A 21,969-nucleotide genomic window follows, 5' to 3' on the forward strand; every position below is an offset into this window, starting at 1 on the left:
AAATTTAACCCTGTAATGTAATACTATTTTTTATACGGTTATAAATTGTGAGAAGTAGAAGAATACAAATAACTCCAAGTAAACCATTGATCAGGTAAGATATGATTGTCATTGAAAAGTGTAGAAAATTTTGGGTGATTACAATGATTGTGATAACACTTGTCCAAAAGGCACGATCACTTTTCCCCATAGGACCATCATAACGACGTTCTTGTCCCACAAGTGGAGCCATTACCCCCGTATATTCACTTAAAATGGCTAAGAAGGTCATAAGTAGCAGGAGCTGTGGATGAATACAAGAAAAGACAATGAGGCTCATAAATAATGCACTGTCTGCGATGACATCGCATAATTCATTATAAAAAGCACCTAAATGAGATTGCTGATGAAATTCGCGTGCGAGCATGCCATCAATCGCATTAAATGCCATCCGTACTAACATCCAAATAGGATAAATTAAAAGGAAGATATAATTGGCAGCAGGATTTTGAAAATAGAGATAAATAAATAGACTGATAGCCAATGAAAGAAACATTGCTAAGAGGGTAATTTGATTTGCTGTACAGCCTTTTTTATAAAGATATTGAACAAGCGGGCGTAATAAATTTTGAAATGCTGGTTTTAATTGGTAAATAGAAGGCATTTTTTAGCGTTTATTTTTAGTACATTCTTCATTTAAACAAATTCAAAATATTGAAACAAATAGAAATTGCTACGAATTGTTATCAGCCATTAAAAATGGGGTATCTATTGCCAAATGATAAGGAATAGTACATCGTACAAAGTAATAATTTATTTGAGGCTTGTTGGAATATGAAACTAAATTCATTTTCACCACTTCCTGAAGATGATGAATTACATCTTCCTGAATTAGTATATTGGGCATCTTTGGGTAATATTGATGAAGTAAAAGCGAGCCTTAATGCTGGTACTGATGTAAATACAGCAGATGATGATGGCTATAGTGCACTTCATGCTGCGGCTGAAAATGGTTATTTAGATATTGTTAAATTACTCGTATCACAAGGTGCGAATGTACAACATAAAGCACCTTATACTGCTTTAGAGCTAGCAGAAATGGCAGATCAAACAGAGATTGTTGAGTACTTGAAGCAACAATAATAAAAAACCCTCTAACATCCTGTTAGAGGGTTTTGTATTTTGTGTCTTTAGGTATAACTCCTGTCGTACCTCACATCCTGATGCTCAAACATCTTTATTATTTTTATTGTTTGGGAAACATCCTGTCTCCAAGTAAGATTAATATAATCTTATAACATGATAAGAAAAAGATATTAAAAGCATCAAAGCATGTAGTCTTTCGCTTACATGATTGATTAAATAATATTCATATTAAGCGCTAACATATTGAATAATTTTATCAAAAGCTGCTTTTAAAGCTTTTTCATCAAATTCATTGGCTTCAAATTCTTCACTTTTATTTCTAGAGAAGATATCTCGAATTTCCACCACTGCATTGCTATCAATCATGCCCAATTGTGTACAAACTTGTCGAATTTGATCGATTGATCGAGATCCATTGGTACTGCCATATCCTACGTATGCTGCTGGTTTTCCACCCCATTCTTTACCTAAGTAATCGAGTGCATTTTTGAGAGCAGGGCTATAGCCGTGATTGTATTCAGGGCTAATTAGAATATAGGCATCGCCTGTTGCAATTTTATCTGCCCAAGCCTGTTGTTTTGGCTGATTATAAATACCAGACATAGGAGAATTACTACCTGCAAAAATAGGTAAATTCCATTCTTTTAGATCGATTAATTCAAGTTCAATAGTTTGCCATTGTTGGCGTTCGAAGCTTTGGTGAATCCATTTTGCAATTTTAATTGCAGTACGCCCTTCACGCACACTGCCAATGAGTACTTGTATTTTCATCATGTTCTTCTATAGAAATAAAATGTTTAATTTTAAAGTTATGATATTGCTAGAGATGATGGAAATATAAATTTGTATGTATTTATTAAACTATTATTTTTCTTATAATTAATTTAAAAATAAAAAGCCTCAAAAGAGGCTTTTTATTTTAGGGATTACATGATTTTAATACCTTGTTGTCCTGCAGGTGTTACTTTGAAAATTTCTACTTCAAATGTAATATTTTTGCCTGCTAAAGGATGGTTAAAATCAACTTCGGTAATATCATCACCTACAGTTTTAACCACACCATAAAGACTTGATTTTGCTTTGTCTTCGAATTCAATCATATGACCAACAATAGGACGTTGTTCAAATTTGATTGTATCGAACTTTTGTACGTTTTCTGGATTCCATGGACCAAAAGCATCTTCAGGAAGAAGACTAACCGTACGACGGTCTCCAGCACGTAAACCAAATAATGCTTTTTCAAAGCCAGGTAGTAAATTACCATCGCCAACTACAAGGCTTACAGGCTCTTCACGACTACGAGTGTTGTCAATCTCAGGGCCATTTTCAATTGCAACTGAGAAATGAAGTTCAACTTTAGCACCTTCTGCTACACGTGTTTCTTCATTTGGATTAATAAAATCTGTCATTTTTGCGCTTCCGCATGTTGGATACGTTTTTTCTCAAGGAAGAAAGTATCAATCAACAATAAAATTGTACCAAGTGTAATGGCACTGTCTGCAATATTAAATGCAGGGAAGTGACTGTTGTTGTAGTACACATGGATAAAATCGACCACATAACCTAAAGATACACGGTCAATTAAATTTCCAATTGCACCACCTAAAATAAGTGCAATTGCAATTGGGAGTACTTTTACATTTTTCGGCATACGCATGAGCCAAAAAACAAAAACAACAGACACAATTCCTGCAAGGGCTGTAAAGAAATAACGTTGCCATCCACCAGCATCGGACAAGAAACTAAAAGCTGCGCCATAGTTATATAATAATGTCCAATTTAAAAAGGGCATTACAGGTACAGGATCTGCATAATGCAAATGTGTAACAGCAATCCATTTCGTCCATTGATCTAGAATAATTGCGATAATGGATAACCCCACCCACACTAAATTGTGTGAGTAGAATTGAAAGAAGCCCTTTTTATGATGTGGATTAGGCATATTTTCTCTCTTCGCCTTGGCCTGTAGGAAGGTTAATAATACAACGACCACATAAGCCTGGATGTGCAGAATGTGTATTTACATCTGGAAGCACATGCCAGCAACGTGCACATTTTTCACCATCTGCTGCTGAAATTTTAACGCGTAAACCTTCAAGTTCAGATTCTTGACCTTGTGCTGCGTCAAATGCATTGACAATAACCTGAGAGGTAATAAGAACAAAACGAAGCTCATCACCCAGTTTGTCTAATACAGCTTTAAGCTCTGCAGAAGCCCAAAGTTCAACTTTAGCAGATAGGTTAGAACCCACTAGTTTTGCATTACGTGCTGCTTCAATATGTTTATTCACAGCAGATTTAATGCTAATGAGCGTTTGCCATTCAGCTTCTGAAACTACGTTTGCTGTAGAGGCAACAGGAATGTCATACCATTCAGCTGTAAATACGTATTTTTCAGATTGTTCTGGAATTAAAGGCCATGCTTCTTGAGCTGTAAAGCTTAAGATTGGTGACATCCAACGAACAAATGCTTGTACCAAGTGATACAACGCAGTTTGTGCAGAATGACGTGCTTGTGAATCTGCTTTTGTTGTGTATTGACGGTCTTTGATGATGTCTAGGTAGAAACCACCTAAGTCATTAATACAGAAGTTTGTTAAAGCATTTGTAACGATATGGAAGTTCATATCTTCATATGCTTTCTTAATTGTTTCTTGAACGTCGCTTGCACGCTGTAAGATATATTGATCAAGTGCGATTAATTGGTCTACAGGAAGTGCATCAGTAGATGGTTTGAAACCATTTAAGTTCGCAAGTAAGAAGCGAAGCGTATTACGGATACGACGGTAACCATCAGATGCACGGCTAAAGATTTCTTTACCCGCTGTCATTTCATAACGGTAATCTGCAGATGCGATCCAGAAACGAAGACCATCAGCACCCATATCTTTAATGATGTCTTGTGGTGTGATCACGTTACCAATAGATTTTGACATCTTACGGCCTTTTTCATCGACTACGAAACCGTGAGTCAATAAGCCTTTGTAAGGTGCGCGTCCATTAATTGCAATTGACGTTAATAATGAAGATTGGAACCAACCACGATGTTGATCTGAACCTTCAAGATATAAGTCTGCTGGATCAGTCAGTTCTTCACGTTCACGAAGTACTGCATAGTGCGTTGTACCAGAGTCAAACCATACGTCTAGCGTATCGCGTACTGCATTGTATTGTTCAGCATCAGCACCAATGAACTCAGCTGCATCACGGTTATACCAACCATCAATACCTTCTTGTTCAATCAGTTTAGCAACTTCTTCAATTAATTCAGGCGTACGTGGGTGCAATTCATTCGTATCTTTATGAACGAAGAATGGGATTGGAACACCCCAAGTACGTTGACGAGAAATACACCAATCTGGACGACCGTCAATCATTGCTTGAATACGGTTTTTACCCCAATCTGGAACGAAGCTGATGTCGTTTTCAATTGCATTTAATGCACCTTGACGTAAACCTTTTTCATCCATGCTAATGAACCATTGTGGTGTTGCACGGAAGATAATTGGTGTTTTATGACGCCAGCAGTGAGGGTAGCTATGTTTGATCGCAACATGTGCCCAAAGTTTGCCTGCCTCAGTTAAAGCAGCAATAATTTTTGGATTTGCTTTATAGATATGTTCGCCTGGGAACAGTGGTGAAGTTGGTAAATAAACACCATTACCACCGACAGGATTTTCAACTTTTAAGTTATATAGTAAACCAACTTTATAGTCATCTACACCGTGACCTGGTGCTGTATGTACTGCACCTGTACCACTTGTTGCAATAACGTGTTCACCTAAAATTACAGGTACTTGACGCTCTGTAATTAAAGGATGTTGAAGAACTAAGTTTTCTAATTTAGCACCAACAAAGTCTGCAATAACTTCGAAAGATTCAAAGCCATAACGCTCAGTTGCAGATTGTACTAAATCTTTTGCAAGAATAAGGTTTTGTGCTGCTTTATTTTCACCTGTTGCTTGAACAAGTTGATATTCAATTTCAGCATGAAGAGAAACAGCTTGGTTTGCAGGCATAGTCCAAGGAGTTGTTGTCCAAATAACGATATCTGTCGAATCTGTAACAGTTACGCCTAAACGTGCAGATAAATCAGCTAAATCAACAACTGTGAAACCAACGTCAATCGCATCAGATTTTTTATCTTCGTATTCAACTTCTGCTTCAGCTAAAGCTGAACCACAGTCTAAACACCAGTTCACTGGTTTAAGACCTGGTTGAATATGACCGTTTTTAGCAATAGCACCTAATGAACGAACAATATCAGCTTCTTGTTTGAAGTTCATTGTAAGGTAAGGATTATCCCAATCACCAAATACGCCCATACGAATGAAGTCTTTCTTTTGTAAGTCGACTTGAGTGTAAGCATATTCGCGGCAAGCTTTACGGAAAGTTGAAGCATCAACTTTAACGCCAACTTTACCTACTTTTTCTTCTACTTTAAGTTCAATAGGTAAACCATGACAGTCCCAACCTGGTACATATGGTGCATCAAAGCCATCCATTACACGGCTTTTAATAATAATATCTTTAAGAACTTTATTGACTGCGTGACCTAAATGGATTTGTCCATTTGCATACGGAGGACCGTCGTGAAGCACATACTTTTTTTTGCCAATTCGCGATGCACGAATCTGCTGATAAATGTTATCGGCATACCACTCTTCTAACCATTTCGCTTCACGTACTGCTAGATTTGCTTTCATTGCAAAGTCAGTACCTGGGAGGTTTAGCGTGGCTTTATAGTCCACTGCATTTTCAGGAGTTTGCTTATCGCTCATGCAAGTTGTCTTCCAATTAAATCAGTGTAGAACTGACGCGTTTTACATTAAAAAAAGTTGTTATTTAAATGGAAAAGATGAATTGTTGAGACGAAACTCAAGAAGTTTCTCAACATCATCATCAATTCCAGCTTTTAGTGCTTCAAGCGAAGGGTAGTCCTTTTCACCATGAAGATAGTTCAAGAACGTCACCCGCATTAATAGGCCATACAGATTAGCAGAAACTTCAGGGAAATGTACTTCTAATCGCCATTCTGGATGTGCTTGTTTGATTGCGGGACGAGTACCGACATGACCTGCACCAAATAATGCAGTAGGGGTATATCCAGCAATACCTATTTTACTTGGATTTTCATTTTTTACTTTCGCTTGTAATGATTCTGTTTCACAAATTACTTCAACGCCATAAATACCATTTAAACAAGGTTTATGACGATTTAAACGAACATTAATTGTTGGAAAATTAATGGTTCGTCCAATTTGATCTCCATATTGCACACGACCCGTAATGCTATATGGACGACCCAATAATTTGGCAGCAAGGGCTAGGTCATCTGCCTGTAGTGTTTGACGAATACGAGTTGAACTGACGCGTTCGCCATCTAAAAGAATAGTTTCTAGATTGGTAACATGAAAACCATATTGCTTTAAAAATTCACTGTTTCCTTGACGGTTTTTGCCAAAATGAAAATCATCGCCTAGTACTAGATGTTGAGCACTTAATTTTTCTTTTAATATTTGGGCAAATTCTTCGGCATTTAAGCTTCTAAAATGATGATCAAATTTTGCAACAATAACGTAATCGACACCAAGTTCAGCTAAATATTCTACTTTTTCACGTAATGAACTAATGCGGGGAGGCGCATCATAAGCCTTAAAAAATTCTAAAGGCTGTGGCTCAAAAATCATGATAGCCGTTTTTAAATTCTGTTCTGACGCAATGTGCTTGAGCTGCTTGATCATGGCTTGATGACCAAGATGCACGCCATCAAAATTACCTATTGTAACCGCCGTGTGAGGTAACTCAGAATGCGTAGATAAAGCGTTTAAGCGCAGTAACTTCATGGACAAATAATTAAAATTAAATTTATGAGGACTATATATTGCCATATTCTAATGATTTCGTCTTGTTGTTCTGTTTTTATCCAAGAAAAAGTTATTTTAAAATCTAAAATTTTTGGCTAGGTTGTAGATAAAAATATTGATGACTTTAATGAATTCTCGTTTAATGGGTCTGTTTTAAACGTGAAATAAGGTTGTTTATGTCAGATTTAGCACTGATTATGGCATTGCCAAATGAGTCCAAAGGTTTATTTGAAGCAGAAGGAATTCAAGTGAATTACAGCGGTATTGGTAAAGTAAATGCTGCGTTTAAAGCATTTGAAGTGATTCAAAAAACTGGATGTAATACCTTATTAAATTTAGGTACAGCAGGAAGTTCGCATTTTAATGCACATGATTTGGTGGAAGTTACGCAATTTGTACAGCGTGATATGGATGTCTCACCATTAGGTTTTGAAGTAGGTGTTACACCTGTTGATACAGATTATCCTGCTGCCATTCATTTAGATGAATACTTTGAGCATTTACCTAAAGGTATCTGTGGTACAGGCGATAATTTTGAGGTTGGAATACCTAAAGTACCGTGTAATTTAGTTGATATGGAAGGTTATGCACTTGCAAAAGTTTGTAAGCGTTTAGGTGTGCGCTTAATTTCTGTCAAATATATTACCGATGGTGCAGATGATGCTGCTCATTTAGATTGGGAAGAAAATTTATTATTTGGTGCTAAAAAACTTTTAGAATTATATCAATTAATAAAGTAATAGAGCATTCGGCGACCATAGTATTCTATGGTCGTATGCCAAAATCATCGCAAGCGATCATTTGTTTTCATTACGTGGAAGAATACCGTAAAGCATCATGTGAACAGTATGTTGAATAATACGTTGTTGCATGCTGCGGTTACGCAATGTTTTTCCTGTGACCATTTCCATTTGAGTAGAAAAGTCAGCATAGTTTTGAGTAATAGCCCAAATATTTAAAATAAGTAATTCAGGGTCAATATCTGTTGAAATTTTACCTTGTTCTTGCCACATGATAATGACTTTAGCTTTACGTTTAACTAACTTTTTCAAAGGACCTTTTAAAATATCGAGAATATGTGGGGCACCTTGAATAAGCTCTAATGCAAACAAACGAGAAGCTTTTGGCTGAGTGCGAGAAACTTCAATTTTTTGCAATAAATAATTTGTTATAGCTTCATCGGGTTCAAGTTCAGTTTCAAGCGTTTGCAATGGAGCTAACCATTTTTGAAGTACAGTTGTTAGTACTTCAACATATAAAGCTTCTTTATTTTCATAATAATAGAAAATATTTGACTTATGCATTTCTGCAATTTGTGCAATTTCATCTAAGCTAGCTCCATTGAAGCCATATAGTGAAAAGACATCTAATGCTGCACTGAGAAGTTGATGACGCTTTTGCGTACTCTTTTTTTGTTCCATTATCAATTTAAACGAAAGAAAAGGGGAATGTTAATTGTACGGCAATTCATCAGTTTTGTGCATAATGAATATTAATATTTTTATTATTTATTTGAAAGAATAAAAAAAGATAAAAAACAATAAGTATTAACTGTTTATAGGTTATAGAAAATACTTCAAAGTATGGTCAGATTTAAATTTGAACTGAGATTAATCAAAATATAATCACATGAAATTTAATATGAATAATAAAATAATGTATAAGAAAAAGTTACTTGATTATGGAGTGATGAGTCCTTCAAGGGCGAATGAAGGACTTTTAGGATTTAAGTTGCAAGAACGGCATGGAGGACTTCTTGTTCAAGTTTAGAAAATTCAATACCTTTTTGACGTGGTCGAGGTAATTTAACTTCAAATTGTTTTGCAATAAGTCCTTTATCTAACAAAATAATACGGTCTGCAAGTTGGACTGCTTCACTAACGTCATGTGTGACTAACATGGCAGTGAAACCTTGTTCAGTCCAAAGTTTTTCAATTAAATTTTGCATGTCTAAACGTGTTAAAGCATCTAAAGCACCTAATGGTTCATCGAGCAATAAAATACGCGGTTTATGTGAAAGTGCACGTGCTAAAGCTGTACGTTGACGCTGTCCACCAGAAAGTTGAGATGGCCATAGAGTGGCTTTTTCTTTTAAGCCTACTTTCTCTAGCATTGCAGATGCATTTGCATGTTGTTCTTTTGGTAAACCAAGTTGAACATTTTCCTCAATACTGCGCCAAGGAAGTAACCGTGGATCTTGGAACATGACACGAATGTCATCTGACGTTATACCTTCGCGTAAATGGCGTGCTGACTTAAACTTAATTTCACCATAACTTGGTTGTTCTAAGTCTGCAATCAAACGAAGAAGTGTACTTTTACCACAGCCACTTCGTCCAACAATCGCAACAAACTCACCAGGTTGTATATGTAAATCTAGATCTTCAAGTACGGTGACTTGTCCGTAAAGTTTATAGAGTTGTTCAATATTAATTTCTGCACCAATAACTGCATTTGGATTAATATCAGCATTTAACTTTTCATGACTTGTAGAAGGCAAATTTTGTAATCCTACGCTTAAATCAGACATTTTATTTTCCTTATTTTTGATAACCTGAGTGCCAACGCAATAGATATTTTTCTAATGCAACAGCCATGACATCTGCTAATTTTCCAAGTAGGGCATACAACAGAATACCAACTAAAACGATATCAGTTTGAAGAAATTCACGAGCATTCATAGTCATGTAACCAATACCAGCTTGAGCTGAAATAGTTTCTGCCACAATTAAAAGAACCCAAACTAATCCCAAAGAAAAACGTAGACCTACTAAGATAGATGGCATTGCTCCAGGTAGAATAATTTCTTTATACAATTGCCAACGTGTTAGTCCATAGCTTTTACCCATCTCAATAAGCTGAGGATCTACAGAACGAATACCATGATAGGTATTAATATAAATTGGAAAGAAAACACCAATTGCGACAAGAAATAATTTTGCACTTTCATCAATTCCAAACCATAAAATAACTAATGGAATTAAAGCCAATGCTGGAATATTTCGAATCATTTGAATTGTGGTATCAAGCAGAGCAGAAGCAGCTTTTGAGGAACCATTCAGTAGGCCTAAGAGTAACCCTAATCCGCCACCAATCAATAATCCTAAAAGGGCGCGTCCTGCACTTACTTTGACATGCTCCCACAGTTCACCACTAACAAGAAGTGTCCAAAATGCAGATACTACAGCAGTAGGGGCAGGTAATATTCTGCTTTCTAGAAGCCCTGTATTTGAAGCCAATTGCCAGATTAAGATGAGTGTAATTGGAACTAACCAAGGCAGCAAACGCTGCCCAAATTGTGTTCCACGTGAAACCTTATTTTTACTTAAGGTTTCAATTGAAACTTTAGAAGTCATTAAGCCGGCTCCTGTTGTTTTATTTCTTTTTTCGCCTCATCTGCAACGTAGTTATTCGCTACAATTTCACCAAAAGGACCTGTCAAATTAGGCTGAGCTAATTTTTTACGTGTTTCAATTGGAAGAAGTGGGAAAACAAGTTCCGCAAAGCGAATTGATTCTTCTAAATGCGGATAGCCAGAGAAAATAAATGTGCCAATGCCTAAATCTGCATATTCTTGAATACGTGCTGCTATAGTTTCTGGATCACCAACTAAAGCAGTTCCTGCACCACCACGGACTAGCCCAACACCAGCCCATAAGTTTGGTGAAACTTCTAATTTACTACGATCACCATTATGTAGCTCAGCCATACGACGTTGACCTACTGAATCCATTTGTTTGAATTTTTGTTGCGCAGCTTGAATGGTTGCATCATCTACATATTGAATAAGTTCTTCTGCCGCTTTCCACGCTTCTTCATTTGTTTCACGCACAATTACATGTAAGCGAATACCGTAATTTAAAGTACGGCCTTTAGCTTCAGCTTTTGCTTTAACAACAGCAATTTTTTCTTTTACTGCCGCAGGAGGTTCGCCCCAAGTTAAATATGTATCGACTTGGTCTGCCGCAAGTTCAATAGCATCTTCTGAGGAACCACCAAACCAAAGAGGTGGATATGGTTGTTGAACTGGTGGATAAAGTAACTTCGCGCCATCTACACTTAGGCGTTCACCATGAAATGTAAATGCTTCACCTGTATGAGATCGTTTTAAAATTTCACGCCAAATTGTTGTGTATTCAGTTGCAGTTTTATAGCGTGTCGAATGGTCTTCATATACGCCATCACCTTTAAGTTCTTGCTCATCGCCACCTGTAACCAAATTAAGTAATATACGGCCATTAGATAAACGATCAAATGTTGCAGCCATACGTGCAGCAAGAGCAGGTGTTGTTACACCTGGACGTAATGCCACTAAAAATTTTAAATTTTTTGTAGCATCAATGAGGCTTGCTGCTGTAATCCATGGATCTTCGCAAGAACGACCAGTTGGAATAAGGACACCTTCATAACCTAAATTATCAACAGCAACAGCAATTTGCTTCATATAAGCATGATCAACCTGACGACCGCCTTTGCTTGTGCCTAAATAACGACTGTCACCATGGGTAGGAATAAACCAAAAAATTTTCATAACTTCGTCCTTCGAAATATTACTTTTGTACCCAAACAGCTTGTTTAATTTGGATAGGTTTAGGGATGATCTTGAGCTCGGCAAAACGATCAGCGAGTTGTTGTTGGTCTGCAATTACTTTTGCATTGAGTGGTGCAGCACTTGATGGTGATGGGCGACGATTAATAAATAATTGGCTCACATTTGGTTTAATGCCAGTGCTGTCCGAAAAAATTTGAGCGGTTTGAGCTTTGTTCTTTTGTACCCATTTGTCAGCAAGTGTGATTTGGTTGATAAAACCTTTTACTGCTTGTGGATGTTGTTTTACAAAATTACCTGATGCTAGGTAGAAGGTGTAATTAGGGCTAAGATCTTTTCCAGTCGTTAAAACCTTTGCTTTATCTTCTACCTGAGCAGCGGCATAGTATGGGTCCCAAATAGCCCAAGCATCGACAGCACCTTTTTGAAATGCTGCACGGGCATCAGCAGGGCTGAGCCAAATCGGTTGAATATCCGTCCACTCTAATCCTGCTTTTTTAACAGCTTGTACAAGTAAATAATGTGAACTTGAGCCACGGTGAACTGCAACACGTTTTCCTTTTAATTGCTTAAGCTGTGTAATATTTGAGTTTTCAGGTACCAAAATTGCAGATGACAAAGGTTTCGCTTTTTCATAAGCAATATATGTTAATGGCTTATTTCCAGCTTGTGCATAGACAGGTGGAGTATCACCAGTAGTACCAATATCAATTGAACCTACAGCTAAAGCTTCTAAAATTTGTGGACCACCAGGAAATTCATTCCAAGAAATTTTTGCATTTGGAAACTCTTTTTCTAGCAATTTTTGCTGTTTTGCTATTACGACATTCACAGATGCTTTTTGATAGCCAACTCGTAATTGTTTTACGTTAGGATCAACTGCCCAAACTGCTGTAGAACCCATCATCACACAAGCAACCAACATCGCACTTACACTATGCGCTGAAGTGTTAAACCATGTTGGGGTGTTGTTTAGTGTATGATTTTGTTCCATTTTTAGATCCTTTCTTAATGATTTTTAGTTTATGGATTTGACGATAAAATTGCGGCTTGGATATTAATTTGATGTGGTATTAGTTTTTCTTGATAGAAGGCATCGGCCACATATTGCTGCTGTTTTGCAACTTCAGGCGAAATAGGTGTAACACCAAATCCCATGCGTGAAATTGATGCTTTGAGAATGTTAAAATCGAGTCCAGTTGGTTTTTCTAAAAGTTTTGCTGCTTCATCTTGATGTTGAGCAATCCACTGAGTTGTTGTATTCAATTCTTTTACAACGACTTGTAAAACTTTAGGATGTTGTTCTGCAAATTGGCGATCTGCTAAATAAAATTGATAGTTATTGACTAAGTTAGCGCCTGTTGCAATTACTCGTGCACCAATTTGTTGTTCTGCTGCTGCAAAGAACGGGTCCCAAATCACCCAAGCATCTACTGCACCACGTTCAAATGCAGCACGTGCATCTGATGGTGGTAAGTAAACAATATCAACTTCATTCAATTTAATATGGTTTGCTTCTAATAATTTAACGAGAAGATAGTGAACATTTGAACCTTTATTTAGTGCAATGCGTTTACCTTTTAAATCTTGGACAGATTGAATTTTAGAATCTTTTTGAACGATTAATGCTTCTGCATTAGGTGCTGCTGGTTGATTTGCCACATAAACTAAATTTGAGTTTGCAGCTTGTGCAAAAATTGGAGGAGCTTCACCAGCCTCGCCAAATGAAACGCTACCTACATTTAAGCCTTCTAAAAGTTGTGGACCAGCAGGGAACTCAACCCATTTAATATTAATACCTTGTTTTTTTAAAGTTTCTTCTAATAGGCCTCGTTCTTTAACAATTGGCAAAATGCCATACTTTTGAAAACCAATATTTAATGTAATGTTTTCAGCTTCTTTTTTCTCACAACTTGAAAGCATGATTGCACTTGCAACAATCGATGAAACAATAAGTGATTTAGAAAAAAAATTCGTCGTTGTTAATGTACTCATGAGGTACTGAGTCCTAAAATAAAAAAGCAAAAAGTCATCTAGCACATAACTTATGTTGTTTTCTTATTCGAAAAAAATAACAATTCAGAAATTTAAAATGAAAAAAAAAGATAAAAAAAAAGATGAAAAACTTATCTTAAAAATAGATATATAAACTAGACTCAATAGTAGGTTGAAATTTTTATAATTTATTGAATTTTAATGATAAAAATGCTTAAGCATCAATATTTATTTTATTAGCATTTTTTCTGCTATAAAAATAGAAATATAATTTATGGTTTTGCTTATAAAGATATGAAAAATAAAGCTAAATGGCATATAAAAAAGTCACTGTTTAAAGTGACTTTTTACACACTAAAGAATTACGTTGATAGTTATAAAGTGCCTGTCGAGCATTTGGTAAATCATCAACAGAAGCTTTTACAAAGCCCTGTTCTAAGAACCAATGAGCAGTTCTAGTGGTAAGAATAAATAATTGTTGAATACCTAGTTCTTTTGCCTGTTCTTCTAGGTAATGTAAAATTTGACTGCCACGATTAGATTTTCTATAGCTTGGATGAACGGCAACACATGCAATTTCAGCAGATTTTAATTCATCATCTGTTGTTGGGATTGGGTAAAGTGCGGCACACGCTAAAATGGTGCCATCACGTTCAATCACTGCAAATTTTTCGATTTCATTCTCTAAACGTTCTCGTGAACGATAAACTAAAATTCCTTCTTCCTCTAATGGTCGAAGTAAATTAATGAGTCCGCCCACATCTTGAATATTTGCTGTACGTACATCTTCATAATGAGCATCGGTCACCATAGTGCCAGAACCATCACGGGTAAAGAGTTCTTCTAAAAGAGCACCGTCATAAGCATAAGAAAGTAAATGAACACGATGAACGCCATTTAATGAAGCTTCATGAGCCGCTTTTAAATAAGATGCCAATTCAGGATTTTCATCTTTAAATTTTTGAATATGTTGATCTAATTGATGTGGCGTAATTTCACGTTGTAGTTGTTGATGTTCATTGACTAAGCCATGTTGTTTTCCTAAGAAAATCAGTTTATCTGCTTTTAAATGAACGGCGGTTTTTGTTGCAACTTCTTCAGCCAGTAAATTAAACACTTCGCCAGTCGTGGAATAACCTGTTGGTCCAAGTAGAACAATATTTTGGCTTTCTAAGTGCCTTTGGATCGCATCGGTATCAACAGTACGAACTTCGCCAGTCAGCTGAAAATCTACACCATCTCGAATACCATAAGGTTTGGCAGTAACTAAATTTCCTGAAACAACATCAATACGAGCACCATACATAGGGGAGTTTGCAAGTCCCATAGACAGTAAGGCTTCAATTTGCAGACGAATTGAACCTACAGCACTCATAATTGCACTGAGAGATTCACGGGTTGTAATGCGCTTATGCTGATGAAATGGTGTTGTTAGTTGGCTTGCTTTTAAATTTTGATTAATTTGAGCTCGTGCACCATGCACCAAAACAAGATGAATCCCTAAAGAATGAAGTAGGGCAATATCATGAATAATATGTTTGAAATTTTCATGCTGAACGGCTTCACCATCAAACATAATGACAAAGGTTTTATTTCGATGAGCATTAATATATGGTGCAGAATGACGAAACCAATGCACATATTGTAATGTTGTGCTTTGTGATGTTTCCGAAAGATTCGTGTCCATATGTGGCTCAAAGATAAAAAAGATAAGTTTGATTCTAATCAAAAAATGGATTTGGAAAAAGAACAATAAAAAACACCGATGATTTACAACGATGTTTTTTATGGTGATTCACTTATTTGATGCTTAGATTACGCAATAATGCGAATAATTTTTTGATTACGTTCATTAATTAACACGTAATCGCCATTAATTTTTAACCATTGTTGGTTCTTATTTGGTTTTGAAAGGCGAGAAGCATCTTTATAGCTTACCTCATAAGCCGAATGTTGAAATTGTCGAGGTAAGGTTTGTCCTGTTTTCCAGTCTCGTGCAGGTTTTACTTTATATTTTGATTTATTGTGATCATCATATTTTTTTGATGAATATACATGTTTATCTTTTGGGTTTAGATGATAGGTAGACTTATCATAATGCTCGTAGTTAGAACCTGCTATTGCTGATGTTGCAATTAGAGTCGAAAGAGACAGCGTAAGAAGAGATAATACCTTTTTCATTACTTTCACACAGTTTTAAGTCATTTAAGATGACTTAAAATTAGCGTAAAAGTGCTTAGAAAAAATGAGGTGAATATTAGTAAATTGTGAATTTTATGAAGAAAAATTGAAGTTTTTCAATTATTCATGTGCTTTAAAATAAATTTTATTTATTTACTATTTTTACTTTATAAAATTGATTACACATATATAAAAAACTCAACGAATGTTGAGTTTTTTATCGCAATTAAATTTAATGATCATAAATTCTCAGGATATTATTTTTCTCAGAATCAACTAAAAGATAATCATTATTAATCTTATACCATTGTTCATTTCGTGCAGGTTTCGGAAGATTATATTGTTGAGGATCAACTTTATAACTATTACTTCGATAGTGCTGAGGTAATACATAACCCTCTTGCCACTTATGTTCTTTTAAGCGTTTTGCACCACGTTCTTCTCGTATGCGGCGCTTATCAGTTTGTTCATCATTATTTTGGTTTTGAAAATTTTTACCTTTGTTACTATTTGGTTTTTTATATTCAAAACCAGAATTATTGTTGTCACTATGAGGTGCAGCATAACTGATTCCGCTTACGAACAAAGCACTGAAAGAAATTGCTAAGCTAGTCAAAATCTTTTTCATGTTCGGCCCTCGTAAATCATAAAATATTTCACTTGTCTTATAATGTATATAAAAAATGCAGAGAAACTATGGAGACTAAGCAGTAGTTTTTTAAAGCTTTTGATACCTAATTACGATTATAGGTAAAAAAGAATAAAAATTAAAATAGTAAAATGTTAATGTCGATTATAGATGGATAATTATCTTATATTTACGCATAGTTTTAAGATTTAATAAAATTTAAGTTGTTCTGTCATATTTGATTGTTAGTGTGTAAGAAAAAATCAAAAAGAGCCGATATAAATAATAAAGGCTCTTTTTTTATTTAATTATCAATTTATTTTGAGTCAAAAAATTGAATATGTTTTATCAAATTGACTTATTTTAATAAGCATATTTTAGGTCAGTATAATCAGTTAATGACTTCTGTACATGTGCTTGAATAAACTCACGAACATCTGTATCGGTCATAGGTTGCCCTTGTTTAGTAATCACATGATCAATTTCAGGTTGCCCTTCAATTTTAATAATATAAACAAAGTTTTTGCTTACTTTAAAACCAGCTTCTTCACGTAAAATAGCAGTGATATATTTATAAGTATGCTCAAAATTTAAATCGGTATGTGAAAAAATAAATTGGTCAAATAGTTTTAGATTTTTACCTACTTCAAGCGCTTTTAATTCATCAACAATACTTGATTCAAACTTCATTCCATATTTTTCAGAAATGGGTTGACCATCTACTAATAAAGAAATCATTCCATCATCAAGGGTAGTCACAGAAATATTGCTAAAGTCAGACATAAACATCTCAAACAAAAAATATCGCGCTTTAAGTATCGTGATATTGCAATGAAAAGCAATATTTAAATCACTATAAAATGAGGGATAAAAAAAGGAAGCTTTCAGCTTCCCATGATTTATGAATAATGTTTAGTCTTGGGCATCAATGCTTTGACCGTTGAGATGCAAGCTATCATCGCCCATTAAATACAAATATGCAGGCATAATTGATTCAGGAGTAGGAAGGGTTTTTGGATCTTCGTCTGGATAAGCTTTAGCTCGCATTGCTGTACGTGTAGCACCAGGATTAATGCAATTAAACCGAACATTTGCTAAGTTATTTTCTTTTGCAAAGAGTTGATTGACTGCTTCTATTGCAATTTTTGAAACAGAATAAGCTCCCCAGCGTTCTCGAGCTTCACGTCCAACACCAGAGCTGGCAAATACTACAGAAGCATGCTGTGATTTTTCTAAAAGTGGCATGAGTGCTTGGGTGAGAACAAAAGGTGCTCGTAAATTTACAGCCATAACATCATCCCAAACTTCAGAAGGATAATGAATGAGTTCTGTACGTTCACCTAAGATTCCAGCATTATGCAAGATGCCATCTAAACGTCCAAACTGTTTTTCTAGTGTATCAACTAGAATTTCATAATCACGATCAGATGCTGTAGAGAGTTGCAGAGGCAGAATTGCAGGCTGAGGTGCACCTAGACTTTCTATTTCATCATAGATTACTTCAAGCTTATTCAGTGTTCGACCATGCAATACGACAGTTGCACCGTGTAGTGCATAAGTGATTGCAGCAGCACGTCCAATACCATCACCAGCACCTGTAATAAGAATCACACGATCCTTTAATAGTTCTGGATGAGGTTGATATTCCGAATACTTCATTTCTACCTCCTTATTATCAGTTTTATATCATTTTATAACTGAGGGTCATGATGCTTTTATGAGCATTTTTATCTTGTGATGGAGTTCACTTACGTCATTTACTATACAGTCTGCTTGCCATGCTGTTAAGTCATCTTTGTGCTTTAAAGGTAAATATCCGTAAGCTGCTAAAATTGTAAACATATTGGCGGCTCGACCTGCATCAATATCACGAGGATGATCACCCACGTAAATACAGTCTTCTGCTGCAATATTAATATTTTTAGCAGCGAGGAACATTGGTTCAGGATTAGGTTTAGTCTGAGCGACATCTTCAGGACAAACTAAAACAGCACAGCGATCTGTTAAATTTAAAGCATTTAAGAGGGCTTCACTTAACCAACGTGGCTTATTTGTCACAATACCCCAAGGAATATGCTGCTCTTCTAGTTCTTGAAGTAGAGGATACATACCTTCAAAAAGATTGGTATCTACTGCAATATCTGCACCATAGATATCTAAAAAGCGTTGACGATGAGCAAGAAAAATAGGGTCATTTACATCCAATTCAGGATAGACCAATTTTACCATTGCACGGGCGCCTTCAGAGACTTGTGTACGAATAAGATCGGCAGCCACAATGTCTCGACCTTCTTCTTTACACATGGCTTGGATAATACGAATAAAATCGGCCGCTGTATCAATTAAAGTACCATCTAAATCAAAGAGGACTGCTTTCATGCCTCTTGACCTTCTTTTTGAGTGTAAACCATATAGTTCACATCAACATTTGGCGCTAACCAATAACGCTTAGTAAGCGGGTTATAATGTAAACCAGTCATATCTTTGAGTTTTAAACCAGCCTCACGGATATCATGAGCAAGCTCAGATGGTTTAATAAATTTATGATAATCATGTGTACCTTTCGCAAGCATACGTAAGATATATTCAGCACCAATAATGGCAAAAAGATAAGATTTTGGATTACGGTTAATAGTCGAAAAGAAGACATGACCATTAGGCTTCGCCAATTTATAACAAGCTTTAATAATAGATGCAGGATCTGGAACATGCTCAAGCATTTCCATACATGTGACCACATCATATTGACCCGCTTGTTCTTCAGCGAGTTGTTCTACTGGAATTTGACGATATTCGATATTTTGTACATTTTCTTGTTCAGCATGGAGACGAGCAACATTTAATGGTGCTACACCCATATCGATACCAAGCACTTGCGCACCACGTCGAGCCATACTTTCCGCTAAAATACCACCACCACAGCCAACATCAAGCACTTTTTTACCTGAAATTCCACCTGAGTGTTCATCAATCCAATTTAAACGTAGTGGATTGATCATGTGAAGTGGGCGGAACTCAGAATGCTGATCCCACCATATGGCTGCAAATGCTTCAAATTTCGCTATTTCTTGTGGATCAACATTCAATTGCGACATCGTTGTCACCTCAATCAAGTCGTTTTAATTTAATAAAGTCTATAGATAGTAGTGTAGCGATTATTAGAAAAAAAGCGATAAAAGGGATAAAAAACTTCACATAAAGGAAACTAAATCGGCATAATTCATTTATATTGTGTCTATAAACTGAGTAAAAATTTAGAGGATAATAAACTCATATGAAAAAATTCTTTTTGAGCAGCCTAGCAACAGCAATGTTGACATTATCAACAGGTGCAATGGCAGCCAATTTTGTTGAAGGTAAAGATTATACGGTTGTTGAAAATCCAGGTAAGGTTGAAGTTCCGGGGAAAATCGAAGTACGTGAATTTTTTTGGTATGGCTGTGGACACTGTCATGCGTTAGAGCCACATATGCAAACTTGGTTAAAATCAATGCCAAGTGATGTAAATTTTGTGCGCACACCAGCAGCAATGAACCCAACTTGGGAAGTTGCAGCACGTGGTTATTATGTTACTGAAGCATTAGGTATTCGTCGTTTTACGCACTTATCATTATTTGATGCAGCAAGTAAAAATCTTCAAACTATTGCAAGCCCGGATTCATTAGCGAAATTTTATGTGAAATTTGGAATTCCAGAAACACAATTCAAAAGCATGTATAGCTCTTTCCCAATTAGCTCTAAGATTGCACAATCAAATCAACTTGCACGTCAATATAAATTAACAGGTGTTCCAGCTGTCGTTGTGAATGGTAAATATGTTGTACAAGGTGAAGATGCAAAAGTACCTCAAGTGATTAATTACTTAATTGAAAAAGAGAAAAAAGCTGCAAAATAATAGCAGCATAAATTTAATAAAAAAGCCTACTTTTGAGTGGGCTTTTTTATTTATCTTTTACTGAATTTGGAAAAAATATTGAGTTTTTTTCAGAATCCCAATTGATGATCCCGCGAAATAGTAATTGGATTTGAATAGTTGTTTGTTCTTTAAAAAATTGTTGCTGTTTTTCTAATGCTTCACCTGAATATTGCTCGGAATAGTTCAACCATGTCATGGCCCAATTAAAAGATAAATTAACAATAATTTGAGCAAATAAACTAAGTTCTTGTTGTAATTTAATATGCTCAATACTTTTAGTTTTTTGTAAGCTACAGGCTAATTCTTCAATGAGGAAATTAAGTTCTCTTGCAATTGCTTTTCTCAAAGTAGCTGAACCACCCCAACGTTCTGTAATTAAAAAAATCCATTGGGGAGTATTTTGATCTACTGCTTGTAGAAACAGTTCTAGACTATGTTCAGTTTTTGCATGAGGTGAAGATAAATATGTTTGCCCAAGTTGATGCATTAAGTTTTTAAAATGAAGAGCAACTTGATCTACAATTTCCAGTGCTAATTCATCCATTGTTTCAAAATGGCGATAAAAAGCTGTAGGAACAAGCCCAACAGCACGTGTAACTTCTCTTAGACTAATATTTGAAAAAGAACGCCCTGATGTACTTAATCGCAAAGCAGCATCAATAATTGCTTGCCGACTTTGCTGTTTACGTTCTTCCCTGATGGACATACGGATTCTCAATAAAAGAATATATTGTGCATTATATCAAAAAATAAGATGATTATGCTTGGAATAAGCAGTGCTTATTGAGGGGGGTATCATAATCGATATTAATGATTTATTTTAAGACTAAATAATTATATAGCTGACATCTCTTTGTATATTGAGCTGCAACATAATCTTTAATGTTGCATCTGTTATACTGCTTATAATTTCTTTGAGTCAATAAATTTTGGGACAAATTATGCGTATCGACCAACGTTCTTTAGATCAATTACGTGATGTAAAAATTACTCGTAACTATACTCGTTATGCAGAAGGTTCAGTTCTGGTTGAATTTGGTCATACTAAAGTTCTTTGTACTGCTAGTATTGACAATTCAGTACCTCGTTTCTTAAAAGGACAAGGACAAGGCTGGGTAACAGCTGAATATGGTATGTTGCCACGTTCTACACACACACGTAGCGATCGTGAAGCTGCTCGTGGTAAACAAAGTGGTCGTACTCAAGAGATTCAGCGTTTGATTGGTCGTAGCTTAAGAGCAATGGTCGATCTTAAAAAACTTGGTGAAAATACAATCACAATTGATTGTGATGTGATTCAAGCAGATGGTGGAACACGTACAGCATCTATTACTGGGGCAGCAGTTGCACTTATTGATGCAATGAATGTATTACTTGAGAAAAAGAAAATTAAGCAAGATCCATTGAAAGGTTTAGTGGCTGCGGTTTCTGTAGGTATTTTTAAAGATGAAGTACTTCTAGACTTATGTTATGAAGAAGACTCGAATTGCCAAACAGATTTAAATGTAGTGATGACTCAATCAGGTGAGTTTATTGAAATTCAAGGTACTGCTGAAGATAAGCCATTTACTCGTGCTCAATCGAATGCAATGTTAGAAATGGCTGAAAAAGGTATTCAAGAGTTGGTTAAGAAACAACAAGAAGCTTTAGGTTGGTAATTTTTAGCTTTCCTTGTTCAATAAAAAACGCACTTTAATGTGCGTTTTTT

General features: G+C 35.7%; 24 protein-coding genes. 4 read left to right on the plus strand and 20 right to left on the minus strand.

The genetic code is table 11. The features are described from left to right. Nucleotides 1-4: 4 nt before the first annotated feature. A complete protein-coding gene (locus AOY20_RS04185) occupies nt 5-643 on the minus strand; it encodes a CDP-alcohol phosphatidyltransferase family protein (protein ID WP_054580691.1) in 639 nt (212 codons plus the stop codon). Between the two features lie 170 nt (nt 644-813). On the opposite strand from AOY20_RS04185, the gene AOY20_RS04190 reads away from it, so the two are divergent. Next, nucleotides 814-1,122 (plus strand): ankyrin repeat domain-containing protein, encoded by a 309-nt coding sequence (locus AOY20_RS04190; protein WP_054580692.1) that lies wholly within the window; start codon nt 814-816, stop codon nt 1,120-1,122. Nucleotides 1,123-1,353: 231 nt separating this feature from the next. On the opposite strand, the gene AOY20_RS04195 is transcribed toward AOY20_RS04190, so the two are convergent. The 5 genes from AOY20_RS04195 to ribF form a co-directional block, all read right to left on the minus strand. Further along, complete coding sequence (locus AOY20_RS04195; RefSeq protein ID WP_054580693.1) at nt 1,354-1,896, minus strand: NADPH-dependent FMN reductase; 543 nt, start codon at nt 1,894-1,896, stop codon at nt 1,354-1,356. A gap of 155 nt (nt 1,897-2,051) precedes the next feature. Beyond that, nucleotides 2,052-2,534 (minus strand): FKBP-type peptidyl-prolyl cis-trans isomerase, encoded by a 483-nt coding sequence (locus tag AOY20_RS04200; RefSeq protein ID WP_054580694.1) that lies wholly within the window; start codon nt 2,532-2,534, stop codon nt 2,052-2,054. Continuing rightward, nucleotides 2,531-3,067, minus strand: a complete 537-nt coding sequence (lspA, locus tag AOY20_RS04205; protein ID WP_054580695.1) for a signal peptidase II — start codon at nt 3,065-3,067, stop codon at nt 2,531-2,533. Before lspA ends, AOY20_RS04200 begins: the two co-directional genes overlap by 4 nt. Further along, nucleotides 3,060-5,906, minus strand: a complete 2,847-nt coding sequence (ileS, locus tag AOY20_RS04210; RefSeq protein ID WP_054580696.1) for an isoleucine--tRNA ligase — start codon at nt 5,904-5,906, stop codon at nt 3,060-3,062. The genes lspA and ileS overlap by 8 nt, the downstream gene beginning before the upstream one ends. A gap of 60 nt (nt 5,907-5,966) precedes the next feature. After that, nucleotides 5,967-6,971, minus strand: a complete 1,005-nt coding sequence (gene ribF / locus AOY20_RS04215) for a bifunctional riboflavin kinase/FAD synthetase (RefSeq protein ID WP_054582536.1) — start codon at nt 6,969-6,971, stop codon at nt 5,967-5,969. Between the two features lie 197 nt (nt 6,972-7,168). Here ribF and AOY20_RS04220 point away from each other — a divergent pair, with 197 nt between their 5' ends. After that, entirely contained in the window at nt 7,169-7,732 is a 564-nt protein-coding gene (locus AOY20_RS04220) for a 5'-methylthioadenosine/S-adenosylhomocysteine nucleosidase family protein (protein WP_054580697.1), read from the plus strand. Nucleotides 7,733-7,789: 57 nt separating this feature from the next. On the opposite strand, the gene AOY20_RS04225 is transcribed toward AOY20_RS04220, so the two are convergent. The 13 genes from AOY20_RS04225 to ubiG form a co-directional block, all read right to left on the minus strand. After that, a complete protein-coding gene (locus AOY20_RS04225) occupies nt 7,790-8,413 on the minus strand; it encodes a TetR/AcrR family transcriptional regulator (RefSeq protein ID WP_054580698.1) in 624 nt (207 codons plus the stop codon). 305 nt (nt 8,414-8,718) lie between these two features. Further along, nucleotides 8,719-9,522 carry an ABC transporter ATP-binding protein gene (locus tag AOY20_RS04230; RefSeq protein WP_054580699.1) on the minus strand — a complete coding sequence of 268 codons (804 nt, stop codon included), beginning with the start codon at nt 9,520-9,522 and terminating at the stop codon, nt 8,719-8,721. A 10-nt stretch (nt 9,523-9,532) separates the two neighbouring features. Next, a complete protein-coding gene (gene ssuC, locus AOY20_RS04235) occupies nt 9,533-10,348 on the minus strand; it encodes an aliphatic sulfonate ABC transporter permease SsuC (protein ID WP_054580700.1) in 816 nt (271 codons plus the stop codon). Then, nucleotides 10,348-11,523 (minus strand): FMNH2-dependent alkanesulfonate monooxygenase, encoded by a 1,176-nt coding sequence (ssuD, locus tag AOY20_RS04240; protein WP_054580701.1) that lies wholly within the window; start codon nt 11,521-11,523, stop codon nt 10,348-10,350. The genes ssuC and ssuD overlap by 1 nt, the downstream gene beginning before the upstream one ends. A gap of 19 nt (nt 11,524-11,542) precedes the next feature. Further along, nucleotides 11,543-12,466: a sulfonate ABC transporter substrate-binding protein gene (locus tag AOY20_RS04245; protein WP_227510380.1), complete on the minus strand. Its 924-nt coding sequence runs from the start codon at nt 12,464-12,466 to the stop codon at nt 11,543-11,545. A 98-nt stretch (nt 12,467-12,564) separates the two neighbouring features. After that, a complete protein-coding gene (locus AOY20_RS04250) occupies nt 12,565-13,536 on the minus strand; it encodes a sulfonate ABC transporter substrate-binding protein (protein WP_054580703.1) in 972 nt (323 codons plus the stop codon). A 334-nt stretch (nt 13,537-13,870) separates the two neighbouring features. Continuing rightward, the gene (argA, locus tag AOY20_RS04255; RefSeq protein ID WP_054580704.1) at nt 13,871-15,223 is read right to left on the minus strand and encodes an amino-acid N-acetyltransferase; all 1,353 of its coding nucleotides are present in this window, start codon (nt 15,221-15,223) and stop codon (nt 13,871-13,873) included. A gap of 128 nt (nt 15,224-15,351) precedes the next feature. Further along, the gene (locus tag AOY20_RS04260) at nt 15,352-15,717 is read right to left on the minus strand and encodes an RcnB family protein (protein WP_054580705.1); all 366 of its coding nucleotides are present in this window, start codon (nt 15,715-15,717) and stop codon (nt 15,352-15,354) included. Between the two features lie 232 nt (nt 15,718-15,949). Beyond that, nucleotides 15,950-16,345 carry an RcnB family protein gene (locus AOY20_RS04265; protein WP_054580706.1) on the minus strand — a complete coding sequence of 132 codons (396 nt, stop codon included), beginning with the start codon at nt 16,343-16,345 and terminating at the stop codon, nt 15,950-15,952. A 363-nt stretch (nt 16,346-16,708) separates the two neighbouring features. Continuing rightward, nucleotides 16,709-17,128, minus strand: coding sequence for a hypothetical protein (locus tag AOY20_RS04270; RefSeq protein ID WP_054580707.1), 420 nt, complete (start codon nt 17,126-17,128; stop codon nt 16,709-16,711). Nucleotides 17,129-17,257: 129 nt separating this feature from the next. Further along, nucleotides 17,258-18,004, minus strand: a complete 747-nt coding sequence (locus AOY20_RS04275; RefSeq protein ID WP_054580708.1) for a YciK family oxidoreductase — start codon at nt 18,002-18,004, stop codon at nt 17,258-17,260. Between the two features lie 45 nt (nt 18,005-18,049). After that, entirely contained in the window at nt 18,050-18,724 is a 675-nt protein-coding gene (locus tag AOY20_RS04280) for an HAD family hydrolase (RefSeq protein ID WP_054580709.1), read from the minus strand. After that, nucleotides 18,721-19,440 (minus strand): bifunctional 2-polyprenyl-6-hydroxyphenol methylase/3-demethylubiquinol 3-O-methyltransferase UbiG, encoded by a 720-nt coding sequence (ubiG, locus tag AOY20_RS04285; RefSeq protein ID WP_054580710.1) that lies wholly within the window; start codon nt 19,438-19,440, stop codon nt 18,721-18,723. Before ubiG ends, AOY20_RS04280 begins: the two co-directional genes overlap by 4 nt. A 179-nt stretch (nt 19,441-19,619) precedes the next feature. Here ubiG and AOY20_RS04290 point away from each other — a divergent pair, with 179 nt between their 5' ends. Next, on the plus strand, nt 19,620-20,240 hold the full coding sequence (locus tag AOY20_RS04290; RefSeq protein ID WP_054580711.1) for a thiol:disulfide interchange protein DsbA/DsbL: 621 nt from the start codon (nt 19,620-19,622) through the stop codon (nt 20,238-20,240). A gap of 46 nt (nt 20,241-20,286) precedes the next feature. Here AOY20_RS04290 and AOY20_RS04295 read toward each other — a convergent pair whose 3' ends face one another. Continuing rightward, a complete protein-coding gene (locus tag AOY20_RS04295) occupies nt 20,287-20,967 on the minus strand; it encodes a TetR family transcriptional regulator (RefSeq protein ID WP_054580712.1) in 681 nt (226 codons plus the stop codon). 235 nt (nt 20,968-21,202) lie between these two features. On the opposite strand from AOY20_RS04295, the gene rph reads away from it, so the two are divergent. Continuing rightward, entirely contained in the window at nt 21,203-21,919 is a 717-nt protein-coding gene (gene rph, locus AOY20_RS04300; RefSeq protein WP_054580713.1) for a ribonuclease PH, read from the plus strand. Nucleotides 21,920-21,969: the final 50 nt, after the last annotated feature.

The sequence above is a fragment of the Acinetobacter equi genome (assembly GCF_001307195.1).
GTDB classification, from domain to species: Bacteria; Pseudomonadota; Gammaproteobacteria; order Pseudomonadales; family Moraxellaceae; genus Acinetobacter; species Acinetobacter equi.

What these genes read in the sequence shown, in the direction of transcription:
- AOY20_RS04185 (WP_054580691.1), bottom strand. Translation starts at nt 643, where the DNA reads ATGCCTTCTATTTACCAATTAAAACCAGCATTTCAAAATTTATTACGC.
- AOY20_RS04190 (WP_054580692.1), top strand. Translation starts at nt 814, where the DNA reads ATGAAACTAAATTCATTTTCACCACTTCCTGAAGATGATGAATTACAT.
- AOY20_RS04195 (WP_054580693.1), bottom strand. Translation starts at nt 1,896, where the DNA reads ATGAAAATACAAGTACTCATTGGCAGTGTGCGTGAAGGGCGTACTGCA.
- AOY20_RS04200 (WP_054580694.1), bottom strand. Translation starts at nt 2,534, where the DNA reads ATGACAGATTTTATTAATCCAAATGAAGAAACACGTGTAGCAGAAGGT.
- lspA (WP_054580695.1), bottom strand. Translation starts at nt 3,067, where the DNA reads ATGCCTAATCCACATCATAAAAAGGGCTTCTTTCAATTCTACTCACAC.
- ileS (WP_054580696.1), bottom strand. Translation starts at nt 5,906, where the DNA reads ATGAGCGATAAGCAAACTCCTGAAAATGCAGTGGACTATAAAGCCACG.
- ribF (WP_054582536.1), bottom strand. Translation starts at nt 6,971, where the DNA reads ATGAAGTTACTGCGCTTAAACGCTTTATCTACGCATTCTGAGTTACCT.
- AOY20_RS04220 (WP_054580697.1), top strand. Translation starts at nt 7,169, where the DNA reads ATGTCAGATTTAGCACTGATTATGGCATTGCCAAATGAGTCCAAAGGT.
- AOY20_RS04225 (WP_054580698.1), bottom strand. Translation starts at nt 8,413, where the DNA reads ATGGAACAAAAAAAGAGTACGCAAAAGCGTCATCAACTTCTCAGTGCA.
- AOY20_RS04230 (WP_054580699.1), bottom strand. Translation starts at nt 9,522, where the DNA reads ATGTCTGATTTAAGCGTAGGATTACAAAATTTGCCTTCTACAAGTCAT.
- ssuC (WP_054580700.1), bottom strand. Translation starts at nt 10,348, where the DNA reads ATGACTTCTAAAGTTTCAATTGAAACCTTAAGTAAAAATAAGGTTTCA.
- ssuD (WP_054580701.1), bottom strand. Translation starts at nt 11,523, where the DNA reads ATGAAAATTTTTTGGTTTATTCCTACCCATGGTGACAGTCGTTATTTA.
- AOY20_RS04245 (WP_227510380.1), bottom strand. Translation starts at nt 12,466, where the DNA reads ATGTTGGTTGCTTGTGTGATGATGGGTTCTACAGCAGTTTGGGCAGTT.
- AOY20_RS04250 (WP_054580703.1), bottom strand. Translation starts at nt 13,536, where the DNA reads ATGAGTACATTAACAACGACGAATTTTTTTTCTAAATCACTTATTGTT.
- argA (WP_054580704.1), bottom strand. Translation starts at nt 15,223, where the DNA reads ATGGACACGAATCTTTCGGAAACATCACAAAGCACAACATTACAATAT.
- AOY20_RS04260 (WP_054580705.1), bottom strand. Translation starts at nt 15,717, where the DNA reads ATGAAAAAGGTATTATCTCTTCTTACGCTGTCTCTTTCGACTCTAATT.
- AOY20_RS04265 (WP_054580706.1), bottom strand. Translation starts at nt 16,345, where the DNA reads ATGAAAAAGATTTTGACTAGCTTAGCAATTTCTTTCAGTGCTTTGTTC.
- AOY20_RS04270 (WP_054580707.1), bottom strand. Translation starts at nt 17,128, where the DNA reads ATGTCTGACTTTAGCAATATTTCTGTGACTACCCTTGATGATGGAATG.
- AOY20_RS04275 (WP_054580708.1), bottom strand. Translation starts at nt 18,004, where the DNA reads ATGAAGTATTCGGAATATCAACCTCATCCAGAACTATTAAAGGATCGT.
- AOY20_RS04280 (WP_054580709.1), bottom strand. Translation starts at nt 18,724, where the DNA reads ATGAAAGCAGTCCTCTTTGATTTAGATGGTACTTTAATTGATACAGCG.
- ubiG (WP_054580710.1), bottom strand. Translation starts at nt 19,440, where the DNA reads ATGTCGCAATTGAATGTTGATCCACAAGAAATAGCGAAATTTGAAGCA.
- AOY20_RS04290 (WP_054580711.1), top strand. Translation starts at nt 19,620, where the DNA reads ATGAAAAAATTCTTTTTGAGCAGCCTAGCAACAGCAATGTTGACATTA.
- AOY20_RS04295 (WP_054580712.1), bottom strand. Translation starts at nt 20,967, where the DNA reads ATGTCCATCAGGGAAGAACGTAAACAGCAAAGTCGGCAAGCAATTATT.
- rph (WP_054580713.1), top strand. Translation starts at nt 21,203, where the DNA reads ATGCGTATCGACCAACGTTCTTTAGATCAATTACGTGATGTAAAAATT.